The organism is Pseudomonadota bacterium, assembly GCA_022361155.1.
Taxonomy (GTDB): Bacteria; Myxococcota_A; Polyangia; order Polyangiales; family JAKSBK01; genus JAKSBK01.
In genome coordinates, this window is the sequence record JAKSBK010000547.1 from 1 (window position 1) to 18,913 (window position 18,913).

The window sequence follows — 18,913 nt, forward strand, 5'->3', positions numbered from 1 at the left end:
ACAACCCCCGCGGCAGCGAAGATACGTGCCCTGTGCACCTCGCCCATGCCACCGGCGCCAAGAGACTCCAGAAGCGCGTAGCGCCCAAGGCGCTCCCTGGGCACACCGGCCGACTGCTGCGACCCTTTCACCTAACCTCGACCTTTGCTCTGGCTCTCCTGGTGCTGGCCATGGCACTCCCACTGCAGGCGCAGAACCCATGGGCCGGCCCGAGAGTCCTAGTCGCTAGGAGCTTAGCCGAAGATGTGCCCTTGGCCGAGCAGGCAGTCAAAGCCGCGCTAACTCGCCTGCGAGCTCGGGGCGTGGAGGCGCTCGTGTCCCCCCCCAGCGCTTCACCCCCATCGGAACGAAACAACCTGAAGCGCGCGGCCGATGCGTATATGAATCTGCGCCCCCAGGCGGCGGTTACCCAATTGGATGCCATGCTGACGCGGCTGCATTCGAACGGCGGCGCCGGCATCACCCGCTCCCAGCTGCTCGAGGCGCTTCTGCTGCGCGCCATGGCGGAAAGCGCCCTTGGCCGGCTGGCGCAGAGCCAGCTTACCCTGGACCGTATCCACGCCATCGACCCGAGCTACCAGCCCTCCCCGGCTCAGTATCCTCCCAACTTGCGAAAGAGCCTGGCACGCCGCCGTAGCCGGCATCGCGCGGGGTCGACGGTGTTGCTGATACTGGCCGGCCTGCCCCCTAGCGCCATGATCAGCTTGGATGCCAAGCCCCTCGGTACATTCCATGTCTTGGCCGCGGGCCGTTCCGAAGCACAGGTCGCGCTGACTCCGGGCGTGCACCTCGTTCGAGCGTTCGCGCCGGGCAGGATTGCAGCCGGAACCGCAGTCACGCTCCACACCGACCACAGGCTCGTGCTCGAATTGCCGCCCGATCCGACGCAGGTGCTGCGCCACGCCGGCGAGCCACGGCCAACCGTGCCGACCTCGGTTCACTCGGCTGCCAGGTCGCTCGGCGCAACGCCGTTGCTGGTCGACTACGGCAGGGACCAACGTGCGCGACCGGTGCTCTCGCTGCTGGACACCGCTACCGGCCGCAAGGCGTCACGTATCCTGGGGCGCGGCGCCACCCTCGAAGCGACCGCCGATCTGCTGGTGGCGCAACTGCTCCGTGCCGCGCCGCCCCTGCTCGATCAGGGGGCGGCGGCTTCCTCCCGAGGTTCACCGGTCACGCCGTGGTTGATCGCCGGCGGGGCGGTGGCCATCGCGGCAGGCGCGGTCGTGTTTGTGGCGTTCGCACTGGACGACGAGCCCAGCGAATGGGCTATTCGCGGCACGATCGAACGACCCTAGCTAGCTCCAGCTTCTAGCGAGCCCCGCCATGAGCGAACCCACGAGCACCGAAGCCATTCAAGACGCCCGATTCCATGAGCTGCGCCACGCGCTGGCAGCGGGACGCTATCGGGCCGCGCGGAAGCTGGCGCGGCGGCTGCGCCAGGATTCCGACAAAGAGACAGCGCAGGCCGCAGCGGCACTGCTGCAGGAGACCGAGCTCGACCGGGCTTCGGTGTCGCTGTTGCTCTTGTGCGGTCTGGTCTTCACCGGCATCTGCGCCTTCTGCTACCTGTGACCACATTGCCCGTGGTCCATTTTCTGCCATGCTATATGTCAGTGTTGGTGTCAGCGAGCATCGCCTCGGCACGGCCATGACCCCGCGATGATCATCCTTGGGGGCCCTGGGTCCGATTATTGAAGACACCCCCTGGCATCGAGTCGGCCATAAAGCAGCACAAAGCAAACTACATCATCTTTTCGGATGTCCATCTAGGCTCTGATCTAGTTCAGCATGCCCGACCCTGGACGGTGGGGCGCCTGCGCAGGATGCTGCAGATCGATCGCGACTTGGCCACAATGCTTGACTACTACTGCAGGCATGCCGACCGCGAGCGGCCGTGGTGTTTGGTCATCGCAGGGGACCTGGTCGACTTCGTCGGCATGGCCATCGCTCCCAAGCCGGATGCCGCACTGCAGACGCCGCTAACGGAGGAAGAAAAAACGCACGGTCTGGGCAGCAGCCGAGACCATGCAGAGGCCAAGATGCGCGTGGTCGCCCAGCGTCACGCTTTGGTGTTCTGCAAGCTTGCGCAGTTCGTAGCACAAGGCCACTCGCTGATCCTGATCCGGGGCAACCACGACGTGGAGTTTCATTGGCGCAAGGCTCGGCGCGCGTTTGTCCAAGCCCTGATGGAACGAGCCGAGGGGCTGAGCGATCGGCCGGCCGCCCGCCACGACTACGAGCGTCGTATCGAGTTCCACCCATGGTTCTACTACGTCAAAGGCCTGCTCTACGTCGAGCACGGCCACCAGTACGATGAGGCGTGTAGCTACCACCATGTCCTGAACCCTGTCAGCCCCAAGGATCCGCATCGCATCAGTTGGTCGCTATCGGACATCTTGCTGCGCTACGTTGCACGCCCCTTTCCCGGCGTGGGCGCGGAGGGTCACGACAACAACTCCATCCTCGACTATGTTCGTTTGGCCACATCCATGGGGGGCCGCCGCTGCCTACGTCTTGGCAGCCGATTCTCCGCCGCGATCGTTCACACGTTCAAAGAGTGGCAAGCTCACCGCCATCCCCACAAAGCGAGGGTGCGAGCCAAGCATGAACGCAAGCTCAGAAGACTGGCGCGGCGCTTGGGCTTGCCAGAAGAGCGAATGCTCGCACTTTCGGCCCTGGCGGCCCCGCCCATTACCGGCCGTTTCCTGGGAATCGTTCGCAGCCTCTTCCTGGACGGCGTGATCGCTTTCGGTATCGTCGTTGGTGGTCTCGGTATCGTCGGCTTCTTGGGGCTCGCTCCGTGGCCCTATCTGCCGGCATTGAGCACGGCCCTGGCCGTGGGGCTCTATGTCTGGATGCAGCAGGTACGCGTTGCGGATGCCGCGGCCGGCCTTCGTGAGGGTGCACAGCGCATCGCCGAACTGATGCCAGCTCGCTATATCGTGATGGGCCACACGCACAGCCCGGCGGTAGAGACGCTGGCCGACGGCGTGACCTACGTGAACGTCGGCAGCTGGGGTGTCGACGAGCTCGACGGAGGCGAGCGCGCGGCGCCCCGCACTCACCTGGTCATCCGCCATGTCGACGGCAAGCCGCACGCGCAGTTCTATGCATGGGACCCTGCAACGGGGCCCCTGCCCGTCAATCTAAGCCGTTAGGCTCCCCAACCAACCGGGACTCCTGTGGCGAGGTGCTGGTACCGCGCGGTACCAGCCCAATTCCGCTGTATTATTGGGCTCATCCGGTCCTCGGGCTGCTTGCGTTAAGGAGAGCGCGTGGCTATGCTGCGCCGCGTGAGCACCAAGCCAGCGACGCATACCCAGTGCAAACCAACGTGCCTTGAACGGCGCCTTGCACCGGCCGGCATACGCACCCTGTCCGGCACGGCCGAGCAGAGGTGGTGCCCTTGACCTCGCGCGAGCTCTCGCTGTGGCGCGTTGGCAACACTGACCGCAAGACGATCGCGCCGTTGGACTAGGACTCATGTCGGAAACCAGTTCTGAGGCTGTCGAATACGGCGAGTCCTCGATTCAAGTTCTGGAGGGGCTGGAAGCCGTCCGCAAGCGGCCGGGCATGTACCTAGGAGACGTGCACGATGGCACGGGCCTGCACCATCTACTGTGGGAGGTGGTCGACAACGCCGTGGACGAGCACCTCGCCGGCTACTGCCACAGCATCACGGTGACCCTGCTGGCCGAGGGGTCGGTGACTGTCGAAGACGACGGACGGGGGATCCCGGTGGGCTTGCACGAGCGTGGAGTCAGCGCTGCCGAAGTCGTGATGACGGTGCTGCATTCCGGCGGCAAGTTCGGACACGACAGCTACAAGGTGTCGGCCGGATTGCATGGAGTTGGGGTCAGCGCGGTCAATGCAGTCAGCGAGTGGCTGAGAATGCAAATCCGCCGGGAGGGTAGAACCTGGTATCAAGAATACCGCCGGGGCAGACCGCTTGCTGCGCTACGTGCCATGGGCTCGACCGACCGCACGGGAACCAAGATCTCGTTCAAGCCGGATCCGGAGGTGTTCAGCAGCACGGAGTTCTCCTTCGAAATCCTGAACAATCGCCTGCGTGAGGTTTCCTTCCTGAACGCCGGGCTGGCCATCACGCTCGAGGACGAACGTCTGGGCAAGACGCTCCACTACAGATTCGAGGGCGGGATTCGACAGTTCGTCACCCTGCTGAACAAGACAAAAAATGCACTCCACGATCAGGTGATCCACATCGACGAGCAGCGTGATGGCGTGGAAGTCGAGCTCGCCATGCAGTGGAACGATTCGTACAACGAAGCCATCTTCTGTTACACCAACAACGTCCACAACAAGGACGGTGGCACACATTTGACGGGACTGCGCGCCGCGCTAACCAAGACGCTGAACGGTTATGGAGTCGCTAACAACTTGCTCAAGGACTTGAAGGGCGGCCTGAGCGGCGAAGACGTCCGAGAAGGCATTACCGCGATCGTATCCATCAAACACCCTGACCCCAGCTTCGATTCTCAAACCAAAGGCAAGCTGGTGTCGAGCGAGGTCAAAGGTATCGTAGAGAGCGTTGTCAACGACAAATTGCGTCAATACTTGGAAGAGAACCCGGCCACCGCGAGGCGCATCATCGACAAGACGGTCGTCGCGGCTCGAGCCCGCGAGGCCGCTCGCAAGGCCCGCGAAATGGTGCAGCGCAAGGGGGTGCTCGACGCGAGCACACTGCCCGGGAAGCTCGCGGACTGTCAAGAACGCGACCCAAGCGCCAGCGAGATCTACATCGTCGAGGGCGATAGCGCCGGAGGCAGCGCCAAGCAGGGCCGCGACCGCCGCAACCAGGCCATTCTTCCACTGCGTGGCAAGATCCTGAACGTCGAGCGCGCGCGTTTCGAGCGGATGCTGTCGAGCACGGAAATCGGAACCCTGATCACGGCCCTCGGGTGCGGCGTAGACGGAGGAGGGAATTTCGACATCGACAAGCTGCGTTACCACCACATCATTATCATGACGGACGCTGACGTGGATGGTTCCCACATCCGAACGCTGCTGTTGACGTTCTTCTATAGACAGATGACGGAAGTGATCCGGCGCGGGCATTTGTATATCGCTCAGCCGCCGCTCTACAAAGTCAAGCGTGGCAAGCGCGAACAGTTTCTCAAGGATGACGATGCGCTCGAGAGCTTCTTGCTGGACACCGGCACCACCGGTCTGACGGTCCGCAGTGCGCTTGCAAACCGCAGTGCGCTTGCAAACCGCGATGCTTCCAACGGCGTCACACTCAGCGGCCAACCGCTCAGGAACCTGCTGAGCGAAGTGGCGCGCTCGCGGGCGCTGCTGGCGCGGCTCAGCCGCCGAGTCGATCCCGCGGTGGCGCGCGCCTTCCTGAGCCTCGACTCGCTCGACGTCGAAGACCTTCGGGATCGGACCCGGGTGGAGCGAACCGTAGCGGCTTTGCGAAGCAGGCTCGAGGAGAGCCGGCACACGACGTTGATCCAGATCGACGTGGAACGCGACGAAGAGCACGGGCGCTACCGGATCCTGCTAACGACCCGCAAGGGAGTGAGCACCCGCAAGACCGCTATCGGCTTCGACTTGCTCACCGCGGGCGATTTCTTGGAGCTGAAGGCGATCAGCTCCGGTCTAAGGGCCTTGGGTGACCCTCCCTTCGTGGCGTTCAGCGAACGCGACGGCAAGACCTCGGAGCTTCGGCAGGTCAGCGATCTCGGCGAGCTGTGGACCTTGGTGGACGAGCGGTCGCGCAAGGGTCTTTCGATTCAGCGCTACAAGGGGCTCGGGGAAATGAATGCAGAGACCTTGTGGGAAACTACGATGAACCCCGAAACACGCATGCTCCTTCAGGTGCGGATCGAGGACGCGGTCGAAGCCGAGGAGATGTTCACCGTGCTGATGGGCGAGCAGGTCGAGGCGCGACGCGAGTTCATCGAGAGGAATGCACTGAGCGTGCGCAACCTGGACATCTAGATCTCGGGGTTCGTAGCCAAGGCAACGAGCAATTTCGCCTGCAGGCCGCCGAAGGACCCGTTGGACATGACCACGACGCTGTCTTGCGGCTGGGCGAGCTCGCTGATCCGGGCCACCGTGGCATCCACGCCGGGAGGCGTTTCAGCCAGCCCGCCGTGCTTCCGAATCTGTTCGGCGATCGCGGCAACGTCAAGACGTTGGCCTGGTGGAATCTCCGGACGACCCACGGGCGCCAAGAGCGTGAAGTCTGCGGCGCGGAAGGCTTGTGCGTAAACGTCCTGATGCACGCGGCGGGAGGCCGTCGCGCTACGAGGCTCGAATACCGCGATCAAGCGACCGGCCGGATTCCGGGCGCGCAAGGCCGCCAGCGTTGCAGTCACAGCCGTGGGGTGATGCGCGAAGTCGTCGTAGACACGCACACCGTGCGCCTCGCCGATCAGTTCCTGGCGTCGCTTCGCACCACGCACCCGAGAAACGAGCGCGCGCAGGCGATCCAGGGGCACGCCGGCGCCCTCGGCCGCCATCGCGATGGCGGCAAGCACGTTGCGCAAGTTGTGCTGGCCGCTCAGCGGCGTCGCCAGGCGACCGCAGAAACTACCGCCCACGAATAGGTCGAAGGGCTGCACGCCCGAGGCCATAGGCACCGCGGCTGCGCTCCAAACCGGCTGCACGTCGCCGCAGTCGTCTCCCTCCAGAGCGTAGAATCGCACCCGGCAGCGCGCCCCCGCCGCTAGCGCGCGCACCTCGGGGTCGCCTGCGTAGGCGACGAGCAGCCCCTCGGGCGGTATTCGCTCCACAAACTCGTGAAACGCTGCCCGATAAGCGTCGAGTGTCGGATAGATGTCGATGTGATCGAGCTCGAGCGACGTCAGCGCAACGACGTGCGGGCGGTAGTGCCAGAACTTGGGAGTCTTGTCGAAGAACGCACTGTCGTATTCGTCCCCCTCGATTACAAAGGGACCGCCGGGGTGTCCCGCACGGAAGCTGTCATCGAGATCGTGGGGGACGCCGCCGATCAAGAATCCCGGCTCGCAACCAGCAAGCAAGAACATCTTTGCCAAGAGCGTCGTGGTGGTCGTCTTGCCGTGTGTGCCCGCAACGACAAAGCTCTGCCGCCCGCGCAGGACGAACTCGTCGAGCGCGGCCGGCATCGATCGACACGGTATGGCGGCCTCGATCGCAGCACGCGCCTCTGCGTTGTCGGGGCGACAAACATTGCCCACCACGACCAGATCGGGGCGCGGATCGAGGTTGCCGGCACAAAAGCCCTGCCTGGTTTCCACTCCCCAACGCTCAAGCGCGTCGGCCATGGGCGGATGAAAGGCGCGGTCGCTGCCTCCGACCCGATGACCCAGGCTTTTCAGCAAGCCGGCCAACGGCCCCATGCCGGTACCACAAACGCCGACCAAATGGATATACATGAGCGAACGCCTGCTGCCTTTGTGCCTACCCCAAGGCCGTCCCGAACGCAAAGCGCGAGCAAGGCGACTCGGCAGCCCGGGCAGTGGTCGTGAGGCAACCGGTTGACAGCGCCGCAGACGGCTCCATAGTAGTATGGAACGTCGTAGGGGCTTCCAGGACGATGGCGGAGCAGCAACCTTCCAGAAAAAGCAGGCCGAAAGGCGAGCGCACAGGTGGCGGGGGGCTCAGGGATGCCCTGCGCGACTTTGTCGAAGCGCTCAAAGGTCTTATGGCCCCCGGCGCCGAACCCGTGCCCGTCCCGATCCCGAACATCCCGCTTCGCCGGCGCTGAATCCCTGGCTCGGGGAAGTTGCGCAGCAGCCCTATTGGTTCGCAGCAGCCCTATTGGTTCGCAGCAGCCCTATTGGTCCGCAACAGCAACATAGCGCATGCGCAGGTCGGTCAACACTTGAGACAACAAGCGCTCTTCCTCGCCGGTCAGGTTACCCCTGGTCTTCTCCTCCAGGATGCCGAGGACATCGATGGTCTGGCGAGCCATGGCGAGCTTTGCTGCCTGGGTTTCGTCCTCGTTTGGCTCTTGATCCAGATGAGCGATCGCCGATGTCACGAGAGACAGTACGAAGGTGTTGAAATCGATCGGTGGGATCCCGCCGCTCTCGCTTTCGTCTTTGGATTGCTGCTCGCGGTCGCTGCTCATCGCATCCTCCCGGCCTCGGAACCCGACATAGTAAAGATGGTCTCGAGTTGGCGAGCCCGAGACTAGAACACGCCGATAGAGAAGTGAACCACGCCCGCGGCAGGACCGTCAAACTGCGGCCGGCGGTTGACCACCATCCCCCAATCCAGTGCGAGCGGGCCGACCGGGGTCGCGAGACGAAGGCCCAAACCGGCGGTGTAGCGGAGCTTGAAGCGATGCAAGATCCGATCGGGGTCGCTCCACAGGTTGCCGATGTCCGTGAATACCCCGGCTTGCAAGCGGCCGATGATGGGAAAGCGCAGCTCGCTTCTGAACAGCACGAAGGCATCACCACTGCGAACCACCGCGTTGGCGTCAACGCCGGCCATGGGATTGTCGAGGATTCCGTCAGCCGTGTCCTGAGGCACCAGCGCATCCTGGAAGAAGCCACGCATGGTATCTACGCCGCCTAGAAAGAACGCCCGGTTGGGATAGGTTTCCGACCCTGCCTTCAGGTGGAGTATCCCTCCCAAGCGCAGTTGGCTGGCAAGCACGATGTCCTGGCCGAGCGGCGCATAGCTACTGGTCGTCAGCGCCATCTTCATGAAGTGGCTGACGAACTGCGAGCCGGCAGCTCCACCCGTGTCCAGCAGCCCTTCGCTCATGCGCTCTGCACGCAATGTGCGTGCCCATTCGCTCGCCAGCGACACGTACAGGCCCTTCGTCGGCACGAACGCGCTGTCTCGCCGATCGTAGGTAAGTGTCAGCCGGGTACCCAGCAGCGTCGAGCGCCCGTCCGGCACCCGAAGCAGCTCCCTCAGGCGCTGATCTTGGCGAATCGTGGGAAGCGCGAGGTACGCCGCCAAGCTCTCGTTGACGAAGAGCCCGATGTTGTTCTCTTCCAGGTCCTCTGAAAGCGCTAGCGTTAGCCCGCGCAACAGCCGGTAAGTAAACGTGAGTGTCACGCCATTCTTGTCGAAGCCGAAATCCCGCTCGTTATCCCGCAGGTGCACGAAATCGACCGTCGTACGGACCCCCGGCAAGCCCCTGATACGGGGAATCGTGATACCCAGCGTCGCGCGTCGCTCCAGGCGCTCCGCGAGCGTCAGATCATCGAAGCGTTGCTCCAGCGTATCCTGCTGAAAAAAGAACTGGTAGGCGAACTGGACCCGCAGCGACAGGCCCACCGCCTGTCCGAGCAGGTTGCGGTAGCCGTACTCGAACCCCGAGCGAGCACCCTGACCCGTGCTCGCGCCCGCAGAAAAATCGAGGAACTGACTGCGGCGTTCAGTGACCCGGACGACCAGCGTCTTGTCGCGCTCCGCGGTTTCCGGATCTTCGGGCTGAATGGTGACGCCGCTGAAAACCCCCAACTCGGCCATGCGCTCTTCGCTTGCTCGCGCGCGCGAGGGTCGATACAGCTCGCCCTCGCGTAGCTCGAGCATGTCCAGCACGAGCGCACGACTGGTTCGGACCAAACCCACGACGTCGACACGCTTGATGCGCACCGGGAAACCTTCCTCGATCTGCATCACCACTTCGGCGCGTGTCCGATCTCCCGAGAATCGTGGCGATGCATTCACCGCCGCATACAGGTAGCCCTGTTCCCGATAGGCCTGCAATATGCGCAAGCGAGCCTCCTCGAGCTTCAGGTAGCTGAACGGAGCGCCCCGGGTGAGCTCGCTGGCCGCCAGCAGCTCACGAGAGCTGATCACGCGATTGCCGCTCAGGGTCAGCTTGAACACCCGCGCTCGCGGACCCTCTACAACGGGAATCGCCAGGGCGGCGCGCTGAGCGTCAAGCCGGGCGATGCCGGGCGGCCCGATTCGAGCCCACAGGTAACCGTCCGCCTGGTACAGCTCGAGCAGGTGCTCGATGGCCTCGCGCACGCTCGGTTCGTAGTAGGTGCCCGCCGGACGCAGAACGAGCGGTGCCATCACCTCGCGCGGGGGTCTGCGGCCCGTCTCGAAGCCGAGCGCGTCCACGACCTCGGAGTCCACCGGGTGAAGCAGCCCAGGCCCTGGAAGCTCTTCTTCTAGATAACTCAGGATCTGATCGCGCAAAAACTGCCGGGAAAATCGCCGCGCACCTGGAAAGCGAATCGCCACGATCTCGACTTGCGGGCCCGCGTCGACGTTGAGCAGCAAGGTTGCGGTTTGTTCGGCCGGCTCGTCCTCTTCGATCGCATGTAGCCGGCGAGTGATGCGCACGGCTGCGTCTGCAAAGCCGTGCCTGCGGTAGAGCTCGGTCACCCTTTCGACCATGCCCGACACTGCGGCGGCGGTCAGGCGCTCCTTTTGTAGAGCGAGGGCCGCGCGAACCTGACTGCGCCTCAGCGGCTTCACACCGGCAAACTCGATCTCGTAGCGAGGTCCCACCGCAACCTCCAAGCGCATGTCGGCAGCTCCGGCTGTCACGTCGATTTCCGGATCGGAAAGCACGGCCTCGAGGAACCCCCGTGCTCGCAGCTCGCCTTGGCCGCTTCTCAGCCCTTGTCGGAGCCGCCCGAGGTCGAGCACATCGCCAGGGCTGAGCCCCACCAGGCGCTTGGTTGACAGACCTGTGGGAAGAGGATCCCCCTGCACGACGATGGTGCGAACGCGAGTCGGTTCGGCCTCGTAGATGTGCACGAGCAGCACCTTTTGTGCGGGCTCGTCCGTTTCCCGTAGCTCGAGCTCCACCTGGGCGTTGAGGTAGCCGATGTCTCTGTAGGCGCGTTGGAGCAGACCCCGAAGCTCCGGCAGCGATTCTCGGGTAGTCTGGCTGCCCTCGCTAACCTGCATGGCTCGTGTGAGGGTCCGCTCGTCGGCGACGCGATTGCCGATGAATCGAATCCGCCGCAGCATGGTTCGTGGCCTCAGATAGACCACCAGCCGGGCACCCGCCTGCAGAGCGAAGGCATCGATCTGAACATCCGACCAACGTCCGGAGGCCCACAAGCGCCTGATCGCCGCGCGGATCAAGCTCCGTGTCAACGGATCACCTGCAGCGATGCCCACATCGGTGGGCTTCACCATGAGGGCGCCCTCTCCCGCGAGCTGCAGCTGCACGATCGGTCGCTGCAGGAGGTCGGGCGTTATCTCCGCCTGTACCGAGGCGCCCCAGAACAACACAAGGCACGCTAGCAGTCGGGCTAATGTCGGTGGCACGCCTAGAGCCGAGGACATCCAGTCACTCGAATTCCAGTCGCCACCTCAAGTCGACGCCCACGTTGCCGAACGAGCTCGTGCCTTCGGTGTTCTGGTTGTTGTAGACTGCTTCCACGCTGGTACGCTTGTTCAGCTGCCACTGCACGCTGGTGCGGAAGTCACGCGCTTCGGACAAACCGGTAGCCGCGTTGAGTCGAACGCGATCGGCGATTCGCTTGCCCACGAATAGTTGGGGCTCGGTACGATTGGTGCGCATCGAATAGGCGCTGCCAATTCGAAAATCGTCGACGGGGACGGCCTTGCGCACCTCCCGATCCACACCCGTCACAGTGGCCAGGGCCTCGAGCGCCGCCGTGCCCTGAAGGGAGCCGGCCTGAAGCTGATTGAGCTCCGCGCGCGTCATCCCCATCGTCAGCAGCATGACGATGTCTTCTTCGGACAGGTAGGGATCGGACGACATCGAAAGCTCGAACGAATCGATGTTGCCCTTTGCGTGCATCGAAATGTGCCAGTCCGGCCTGGAAAGATCGACCGAGCGACGCACGTCGGTGACGGCTTGAACCTCGAAATGCGGGGCGACACTGGTCTTGTCGTCGAAGTTCAGCCGGCCTTCGCGAATGCTGAATTCAGAATCACGGAACCTCACGGTGCCGCGACCTATGCCCACCGTTCCGAGGACGCCGAAACGTTGATCCGTGCCGACGATCCGAAACTCGCGCTCGGTATCTTGGATCGCGAGCTCGGCGTCGATCAGGTTGGTCTGGATCCGCATGGGCGCCAACTGCAGTACGCGCAGGTCGAGTGCGACGCGGTCGGCAGCGGGATCGTAGCGCTTCACGTTGGCGCGCTCGCTCTTGGACATGTCGCCGATCGCCATACGGCCGAGCTGGATGGTCCTGCCGTAGTGCATGCGTGTCAGACGCAGGATCCCGTGCAGCAGCGGCAAGCGATCACCCTGTTGCCATTGCAGTGTGCCGCTGCCGCCAAACTGCATGTCGATGTCCTCTTCGGGCGAGACCGACAGTTGACGCGCGGTGACGTCGAGCTTGTACGCCGCCAGGCGCCGGCCGCTCAGCTGGGCCATCCCCCCGAAAGCCAGCTCGCCGCCGCCCACCCGGGCGCGAAAGTCTTCCAAAAGGACACGTTGAGCGCTGAACGTGAGCTGGCCGGTAAGTCCACGGATGGGGGTGTCGAAGGAAGCGAAACGCACATCCGCGTCGGCGACCGCAGCATGACCGTAGATCCCAGGATGCTCGAGCGGGCCGGTCACGGAAAAGCGAAGCCCCACGTTGCCGCGAGCCGACGACAGCGTGCTCGACAAGCTCGCAAGCAGGCCGAGGTCCACCCGTCCCGCCAAGGTGAGATCGAGGCCGTCGTAGATCGAGCCGCGCCCCGAGACGTCCAAGTGGGATCCGGGGCCCACGAAGCCCGCATGTCCGATGCGGAACGCACCCTGCTCCACCCGCAGCGCGAGCGGGCTGTCGTTGCGCAGCTGAACATCGCGTTGGCCGACCGTTACTCGATCCAGGTACACGTCGCCCACCAGCGTGTGCGGCTCGAGCATGGCGCCATCATGCAACGTTACCGTGCCGGTAACCAAGCCGTGCAGATCCCTCGCGTGCAGGGATCGGGGTACCACGAACGAAGCGACCGGCAGGCTGTCGAAGGCGACCAACCCGCGCAGCGGATACACGAGTGTGCGTCCCATAGCGAGGTCCGCGCGCAGCGCGCCCCCTAGGCCGCTGCCACACACGAGAAAGGCCTGTGGACGAACCAGGGCAGGTTGCGGGCCATTGACCGTACGCAGGGCGGGATCGGCCGGCCAACGGCCACGTGCCAATCCCTCGCGAGCATGCCCGCACTTTGCATCGGCGGGTGGCTTGCCGGGCTTCCAGGCGAGCGCCTGCTTCACCCACGGGTCCTCGGGGTCCGTGAGGCGCACGTAGGCACGCGCGTCCCCGAGCGCCATCCCCTTCCATGCCGTACCGGTCGCCACCACGTCAAGGTCCGCTCGTGGCAGTGCCAGCGTGCCACCCAGCGTGCCGCTTACCCCGTAGGTTCCGCTGAGATCCGGAAGGCGGTCGGCGAGGCCTTCGGTGTCGCCGAAGCGGATGCGATCGGCCACCACGACCATATCCAGCTTGGCGCCGAGCCTCATCGACCCAGAGAGCTTCACCGTGCCGGGCCCCTTGCGCAGCGACGCGTGCTCGACCGACAGAATGCCCGCCTCGTAGCCCTCGTAGTGATCAAGCCATTTCCAGCGGCCCCTGAAATGGCCCCTGTCAAAAAGGAAGCCCTTCAGATTGACCTGAGGGATGACGACGTCCACGTCGGCTACCAAGGTGCCCGCGCGGGAGTCGCCCGGAAAACCGTGGGTGTAGTGAACCTGAGCGCGACCGTTTACCTCGCCTTGGTACGGCTTGAAGCGCTCGTCCTGCCCGTAGTGGAACACGTGATAGAAATCCCGCAAAAGCAGCTTGTGAGCCAGCAAACGAGCGGTTGCCTCGAAGCGATCGTTGCTGAAATCGAGCAACATGTCATCCACTCGGTAGCGACTGCCGCGCTTGACGGCCCGAACCGAAGGGAAGCGCACCGCGTGTCCCCCCTTTTCCATGATCGCGGCGGATTCGACGTCCCCCAGCGGGAACGTGTTGAAGGCGAAGTCGTGCATGTTCAGCCGGCCGCTGACCTTCGGGTCTCGGTAGGAGCCGACGACCTCGGCAACGAACTCGCCGATGCCGGCGATAGGGAAGTCGGCCAGGGGAGAGACGTCGCGCAAATCGAGGCGCCGGCTGTGAACATGCGCGCGCAGGCGATCATCAAAACCGAGCAGCACGCTTGCGTGCAGGACGGAACGGGGCGCGTCGGCTCGAAGGTTTTGCAGATGAATGCCCTCGCTGGACACGGCGACCTCGGCGGCGACGCGGGCCTTCGGAACCTGCAGCACGTACCTGGCCGGCCTCACATGATGGGCCTGCCGCGTGACCTGGAAGCCGTGGGTCCGAAACCGTAGAGGCCCGCGCAGCTTGAGAGGAGCAAGCGAGCCCGCCAGGCGGAAATGGCCGCCAAGCTGCCACTCCACAATGGCGTCGGGTGTGACGTTCAGTTGTTGCATGAGGTTCGCGAACGAGACTCGTTCAACGTCGACCTTCACATCGAACGGAACCTGCGAGGTCAGTCCCAGCTCCCCCTTGAACGCTAGCCTGCCCCCGCCCCTGTGCATGCGCAGCTGCCCGCGCGGCATCGAGATCGTGTGTCGATTGGCTTCGAAGGCGACCTCTACCGATTCGCCCAAGCGGTAGTCGCCGATCGACGCGTCCCTCACCCGCAGCACTCCGGTGGCCCTCGGGCTGCTCCGAGTGCCGCTGAAGCGCGCCTTTAGCGATGCATCGCCTCGAAGCAGCGGCAGATCGAAACCGAACGGCAACTGCCTCATGCGGGCCAAGTCGAAATCGAGCTCGAGATCGCCCCGGTACGCGCGACCCAGGGGCCAGGTCACCAGTGCTTCGCGCAGGTTGACATCAAAGCTGGTGGTTTCGAGCAAGAGCCGCGCCAGCCTCGCGTGACCGGGCGCGAACTCGCCTCGCGCCAGCACGCGGTGGATGGTCTCCTCGCCGGCCGGATGCCGCACCTGTCCACCGCCCGCACGTACTTCGATGCCGGCCAGCTCCCCCCTGGCAACGTCGACTCGTGCGCTCATGCCGAGCAGCTCGACGTGCCCCAGCGAGCCCGCGTCGATCGCAAGCCGGGCATCGGAGATCCGCAGCTGCCGGAAGGGCAGATTCCACGGGCCGGCTCGACGCTCGCGCAACAGGGGCAGATTGACGACCTTGCCATCCCGCACCAGCAGCCGGACCCGCGCGCCTTCGATTCCGATCGAACGAAGCTTGGGCTTGCCTCGCAGCAGGCTGAGCAGCGAAGCTTCGAGCACAAGCTGCTGGGCGAAGGCCAGCTCACCATGCTCCGGGTGCATCAATGCAACGTCACGCGCAGTCAGCGATAGTCGCGGCAGCTCAATCGTGATCTCGCCGAGCTTGGTGTCGAGACCAAGCTCGGCGTAAAGGGCCTCACTCGCCTGCCTGCGCGCGAGATCCAGCGCGAAACCGGAGCGCACGAATGCGACAACCGCCGGCGGAGCAGCCAGGCAGAAAAGGAGTATACTGTACGCGGTGATGCGCCAGAAACGAGCAGACTTGGAGCGCACGCCGTGCACGATCTACCTACCAACCTGGCAAGGTAGCACGCTGCGGGCTTGCCCGCGCAGCGCCAGCCGGCAGCCAACGGGTGTCCGAAGCCGGATCAAGGAGCCGTGATGCGGCCGGAGACCTCGATCGAGGGTCGAAGCCGCGAGACGCAGATACGACGCGACGCCGACGGAAACTGGTTTGACAAGGGGCGTCCTGTGACCCACCTGGGGCTCGTGAGCGCGTTTGAACGCTGGGTGCAACTCGCCGAGGACGGGCGCTACTGCCTCAAGAACAATACCAATTGGGCCTATATCACGCTTGAAGGCGCGCCCTTCTTCGTGCGCGCGCTTCATCGAGCCGACGACGGCAGCCCGTGGCTCGTGCTGTCGGGCGGCGCACGCGAGCCCCTCGCGGCGAGCAGCCTGCGCCAGGATCCCGGCGGGATGCTGTACTGCAACGTCCGCGGCGGGCGCATGGTTGCGCGTTTCGACGCCCACGCGGTGGGCCAGCTCGCGCCCTGGCTGCATGAGGACGAAAGGGGGCTGTACTTGCGGTTCGGCCATCAAGTTGTTAGACCGCCGACGGTTTTCGACGTGCTCGGGTCCGCGAGCAGGCACGCATGTTAGACCTGCGCCAAGAGCTGGTGGCTGCCCTAGTCGCTCTGACGGTAGGCGCGCCGCTGTTCTTTCTTTTTGCTCGCAGCGCGGTGGATGGAGAGCGGCGCCGCAGCGAGGCACCCGTGCGCGCCATGATAGGCGACAGCGCCTTCGAGGCGGCGGCACGCCGAGAGAAGACCGCCAAACACTACTTCGGCAACACACTGCTGGCACCCGACTTCAGACTCGACGACGCCCATGGAAGGCCTTGGCAGCTGAGCGAACAACGCGGCAAGGTGGTGGTCATGAACTTCTGGTCCGTCACCTGCCAGCCGTGCGTACAAGAGCTACCGAGTCTCAACGACCTTGCGCGCATGACACTTCAACGGGAGGACATACAGGTTGTTGCCGTGTCCACCGACAAGGGCCCGGACGAGGTCGCGGCCGTTCTGCCACCGAACAACGAGCTCACCATCCTTTTCGATTCGGACAAATCGGTGGTCCGGGATCGCTACGGGACCAAGCTTTACCCGGAAACCTGGATCGTAGACGCTCGCGGTGTGATCCGCCTGCGTGTCGATGGCCGCCGGGATTGGTCGAGCGCGCTCGCCCTGCAATTGGTCGAATCATTTTTGTAAGGGGACCATCGATGCCGGCCGCGATGGATTCCCATCCATATAGGCAGTCGCGGGGCTATCCGCTGCGTCGCGCTGCTGCAACAACTCGAGCGCCATGCCGTGCTCGAAGAAATTGACCATGTGCCCGTCCAGGACGACCTTGAACAGGGCAGCGGCCCCCTGCACGTCACCGTTCGCAAGACGGCGTGCAGCCTCATAGAAATGGGCTTCGGTGCGCTGACCCACCCCGGAAGCCGATGCCAAAAGCTCGTGGTACTCGAGCTTCTCCAGGGCAAAGCTCGCGAGCTTGGCAGACCAATCCGATCCCTCGCAAAGATCGCGCAATGTATCGGTCACCTCCGGGTCGAGGCTCGCATGCGACCGTGCGGCAATCGTATTCGTCCATAGGGCGAAATACACTTTCCATTCGGGCTCGAGCATGAGCTTTCGCAAGGCGCGCCGGAACACGCTTTGAGCGAAATCGGCATCGGCCTGCGCGACCACCAGGTGCGACAGGATCGCCGAATACACCCCCTGATTCGTCGGCCCGGCTCGCAGCGCTTGTGCGAACGCCTGCCGGCTGCCTTGCCGCCGGTTCAAGTGGCTGAGCAGCACTCCGCGGCGCACATGACTCCTGGCGAGCGCGGGCCCATGCAGGCGCGGCGCGAGCTGCAGCCACAGCTTCAGTGCCTGCATGTAGCTGGCGCTGGCTTGTTCGTTCTTGCCTTGAGCTCGCAAGGCGTCCGCCAGATGTTCGATCGTTTGCGCGCGTTGCTGCTCCCTTTCGCCACGCGAGGCGGGTGCGATTGCCTCGACGAGCTTGAGCGCACGCTCGAAGAACGCAACGGCCGCCACGGGTCGCCCGGTGCGCGCAGCCAGCAAGCCGAGCTCCTTCAGCGCATCAGCGGTGGCGCGCTCTTTCACGCTCGCCTGCAGCCAGCGCGCCGCCGCCTTGGCGTTGCCGCCGTTCATCTCGGCCATCCCGAGCGCGAGGTAGAGTTGCTCCGGCTGCACGGGTGGAGGCGAATCTGGCCAGCGACGCACGCGTTGCTCGAGGATCTTGCCGGCGTGGCGTGCGAGACGCCGGGTGCTGGTCTGGTCGGTGTCGAAGAGCCTGTCGTTGATCAGATGGCTGAGCACCTGGAGCGCTTCATCGTACAGGCCCCTCGCGTGCGGTGCGTGCTCGATCGCTTCCGAGTACCAGGCCGTGGCCCCCGCATAGTCCTTCTTCGCGGAAGCCACGCGAGCCAGGCACAGCGCAAAACGTGAATCCGAGCGAGCCTCGCGCAAGCCGGTCCAGCACAGGCCGGCCGAAACGCCGAGCCGGCCCACCCCCAGGTAGGCTTCCGCCATTTCGAGCAGCGCTCCGAACCGCTCCTGGCCGCCGCTGCGTGTTTGACGAAGCAAGCGAACGAGCGGCGATTCCACGGCACTGGACGCCGACATGCCCTCCACGACCCGCAGGGCGGCCGCGGTATTGCCGTGGCGCAGGTACACGGCCGCGGCGTTCATGCCGGCGCGCTGAATACGCGAGACCACGGACCGCAGGCCCTGCTGCGCCAGCAAGCTGCGCTGCCCCTCCGGGGATTGCGACAGCTCCTCGATGGCGTCGCGCCGCTCGATGTAAAGCTGTGCCAGCGTGCGCAGCGTGTCGTGCGTGGGGATAATCCGCGCATGCTCCTCCCAGGCCTCGACGAGCCCGTCAAAGCGCTCCAACGGCCCGCTAAGCGCCCGCCTGACCTCCCGAGTCCAACGTGCCAGCCGGTCGTAGTCCGCGGCCAGACGATCGGCGTGCGGCATGAGCAGCCGCTTGATCAGCAGGCCACTGAGAACCCGAGCCTCGTCCCCGCGGGGGGAGCCCTTGGCGATCAGGTAGTCGGCCAGCGGCAGCAGCGCATCCGGTAGCTGCCCGCGTGAGAGCTCCTCGGGGGTCGATAGCGACGTCAGCGCCACCACGTGCTCGACGACCCCCTTGTAGTCGCCCGCGTCCAGCACCTCCTGATTGCGGGCAGCCAGGTAGGTCGTAAGCCGTCTTGCCAGCTCTCGACGGAGCCGGCTGTCGCGCACGGCGAGGCGGCGGTACGATCGCACGGCACCGGCGTAGGTGGCCGGGGTCACTCTGGCAGGTGTAGGGATCGGCGCGTCGGACTTTGGCCTCGTCACCGGTGCGCTGGAGCCGCACGCAAGCGACATCAGCCCACAAGCCAGCAGCACCCCGCACCTGCTTCGCAACGCGAGCGCCATCCCCTCAGTCTACCATCGTTGGCTCAGCGCGGCCGTGTAAGCGGCTGCACCGTTCAAC

12 protein-coding genes are annotated in these 18,913 nt (G+C 64.6%); 7 read left to right on the forward strand and 5 right to left on the reverse strand.

The window, feature by feature from the left end:
* Window positions 1-251: 251 nt before the first annotated feature.
* The 4 genes from MJD61_20305 to gyrB all read left to right on the forward strand — a co-directional run bounded on the left by MJD61_20305 (window position 252) and on the right by gyrB (window position 5,964).
* On the forward strand, window positions 252-1,298 hold the full coding sequence (locus MJD61_20305) for a hypothetical protein (protein ID MCG8557606.1): 1,047 nt from the start codon (window positions 252-254) through the stop codon (window positions 1,296-1,298).
* Between the two features lie 28 nt (window positions 1,299-1,326).
* Window positions 1,327-1,575 (forward strand): hypothetical protein, encoded by a 249-nt coding sequence (locus tag MJD61_20310; protein MCG8557607.1) that lies wholly within the window; start codon window positions 1,327-1,329, stop codon window positions 1,573-1,575.
* Between the two features lie 119 nt (window positions 1,576-1,694).
* The gene (locus MJD61_20315; protein MCG8557608.1) at window positions 1,695-3,161 is read left to right on the forward strand and encodes a metallophosphoesterase; all 1,467 of its coding nucleotides are present in this window, start codon (window positions 1,695-1,697) and stop codon (window positions 3,159-3,161) included.
* Between the two features lie 325 nt (window positions 3,162-3,486).
* Window positions 3,487-5,964, forward strand: coding sequence for a DNA topoisomerase (ATP-hydrolyzing) subunit B (gyrB, locus tag MJD61_20320; protein MCG8557609.1), 2,478 nt, complete (start codon window positions 3,487-3,489; stop codon window positions 5,962-5,964).
* Here gyrB and MJD61_20325 read toward each other — a convergent pair.
* The 4 genes from MJD61_20325 to MJD61_20340 form a co-directional block, all read right to left on the reverse strand.
* Window positions 5,961-7,385 carry a Mur ligase domain-containing protein gene (locus MJD61_20325; GenBank protein MCG8557610.1) on the reverse strand — a complete coding sequence of 475 codons (1,425 nt, stop codon included), beginning with the start codon at window positions 7,383-7,385 and terminating at the stop codon, window positions 5,961-5,963. The two genes, gyrB and MJD61_20325, sit on opposite strands and share 4 nt — an antisense overlap.
* A 401-nt stretch (window positions 7,386-7,786) precedes the next feature.
* Window positions 7,787-8,083, reverse strand: coding sequence for a DUF1844 domain-containing protein (locus MJD61_20330; GenBank protein MCG8557611.1), 297 nt, complete (start codon window positions 8,081-8,083; stop codon window positions 7,787-7,789).
* A gap of 62 nt (window positions 8,084-8,145) precedes the next feature.
* Window positions 8,146-11,229 (reverse strand): BamA/TamA family outer membrane protein, encoded by a 3,084-nt coding sequence (locus MJD61_20335; GenBank protein MCG8557612.1) that lies wholly within the window; start codon window positions 11,227-11,229, stop codon window positions 8,146-8,148.
* 4 nt (window positions 11,230-11,233) lie between these two features.
* The gene (locus MJD61_20340) at window positions 11,234-15,424 is read right to left on the reverse strand and encodes a translocation/assembly module TamB domain-containing protein (GenBank protein MCG8557613.1); all 4,191 of its coding nucleotides are present in this window, start codon (window positions 15,422-15,424) and stop codon (window positions 11,234-11,236) included.
* A gap of 99 nt (window positions 15,425-15,523) precedes the next feature.
* Here MJD61_20340 and MJD61_20345 point away from each other — a divergent pair, with 99 nt between their 5' ends.
* Both MJD61_20345 and MJD61_20350 read left to right on the forward strand, forming a co-directional pair.
* Window positions 15,524-16,024: a DUF1285 domain-containing protein gene (locus MJD61_20345; protein ID MCG8557614.1), complete on the forward strand. Its 501-nt coding sequence runs from the start codon at window positions 15,524-15,526 to the stop codon at window positions 16,022-16,024.
* Entirely contained in the window at window positions 16,018-16,632 is a 615-nt protein-coding gene (locus tag MJD61_20350; protein MCG8557615.1) for a TlpA family protein disulfide reductase, read from the forward strand. The genes MJD61_20345 and MJD61_20350 overlap by 7 nt, the downstream gene beginning before the upstream one ends.
* Here MJD61_20350 and MJD61_20355 read toward each other — a convergent pair.
* Window positions 16,621-18,702 (reverse strand): tetratricopeptide repeat protein, encoded by a 2,082-nt coding sequence (locus MJD61_20355; protein MCG8557616.1) that lies wholly within the window; start codon window positions 18,700-18,702, stop codon window positions 16,621-16,623. The genes MJD61_20350 and MJD61_20355 overlap by 12 nt on opposite strands.
* A gap of 13 nt (window positions 18,703-18,715) precedes the next feature.
* On the opposite strand from MJD61_20355, the gene MJD61_20360 reads away from it, so the two are divergent.
* Window positions 18,716-18,895, forward strand: a complete 180-nt coding sequence (locus tag MJD61_20360; protein MCG8557617.1) for a hypothetical protein — start codon at window positions 18,716-18,718, stop codon at window positions 18,893-18,895.
* Window positions 18,896-18,913 lie beyond the last annotated feature (18 nt).

Coding starts and splice junctions, on each gene's coding strand:
- MJD61_20310 (MCG8557607.1), top strand. CDS start 1,327: ATGAGCGAACCCACGAGCACCGAAGCCATTCAAGACGCCCGATTCCAT.
- gyrB (MCG8557609.1), top strand. CDS start 3,487: ATGTCGGAAACCAGTTCTGAGGCTGTCGAATACGGCGAGTCCTCGATT.
- MJD61_20325 (MCG8557610.1), bottom strand. CDS start 7,385: ATGTATATCCATTTGGTCGGCGTTTGTGGTACCGGCATGGGGCCGTTG.
- MJD61_20330 (MCG8557611.1), bottom strand. CDS start 8,083: ATGAGCAGCGACCGCGAGCAGCAATCCAAAGACGAAAGCGAGAGCGGC.
- MJD61_20335 (MCG8557612.1), bottom strand. CDS start 11,229: ATGTCCTCGGCTCTAGGCGTGCCACCGACATTAGCCCGACTGCTAGCG.
- MJD61_20345 (MCG8557614.1), top strand. CDS start 15,524: ATGCGGCCGGAGACCTCGATCGAGGGTCGAAGCCGCGAGACGCAGATA.
- MJD61_20350 (MCG8557615.1), top strand. CDS start 16,018: ATGTTAGACCTGCGCCAAGAGCTGGTGGCTGCCCTAGTCGCTCTGACG.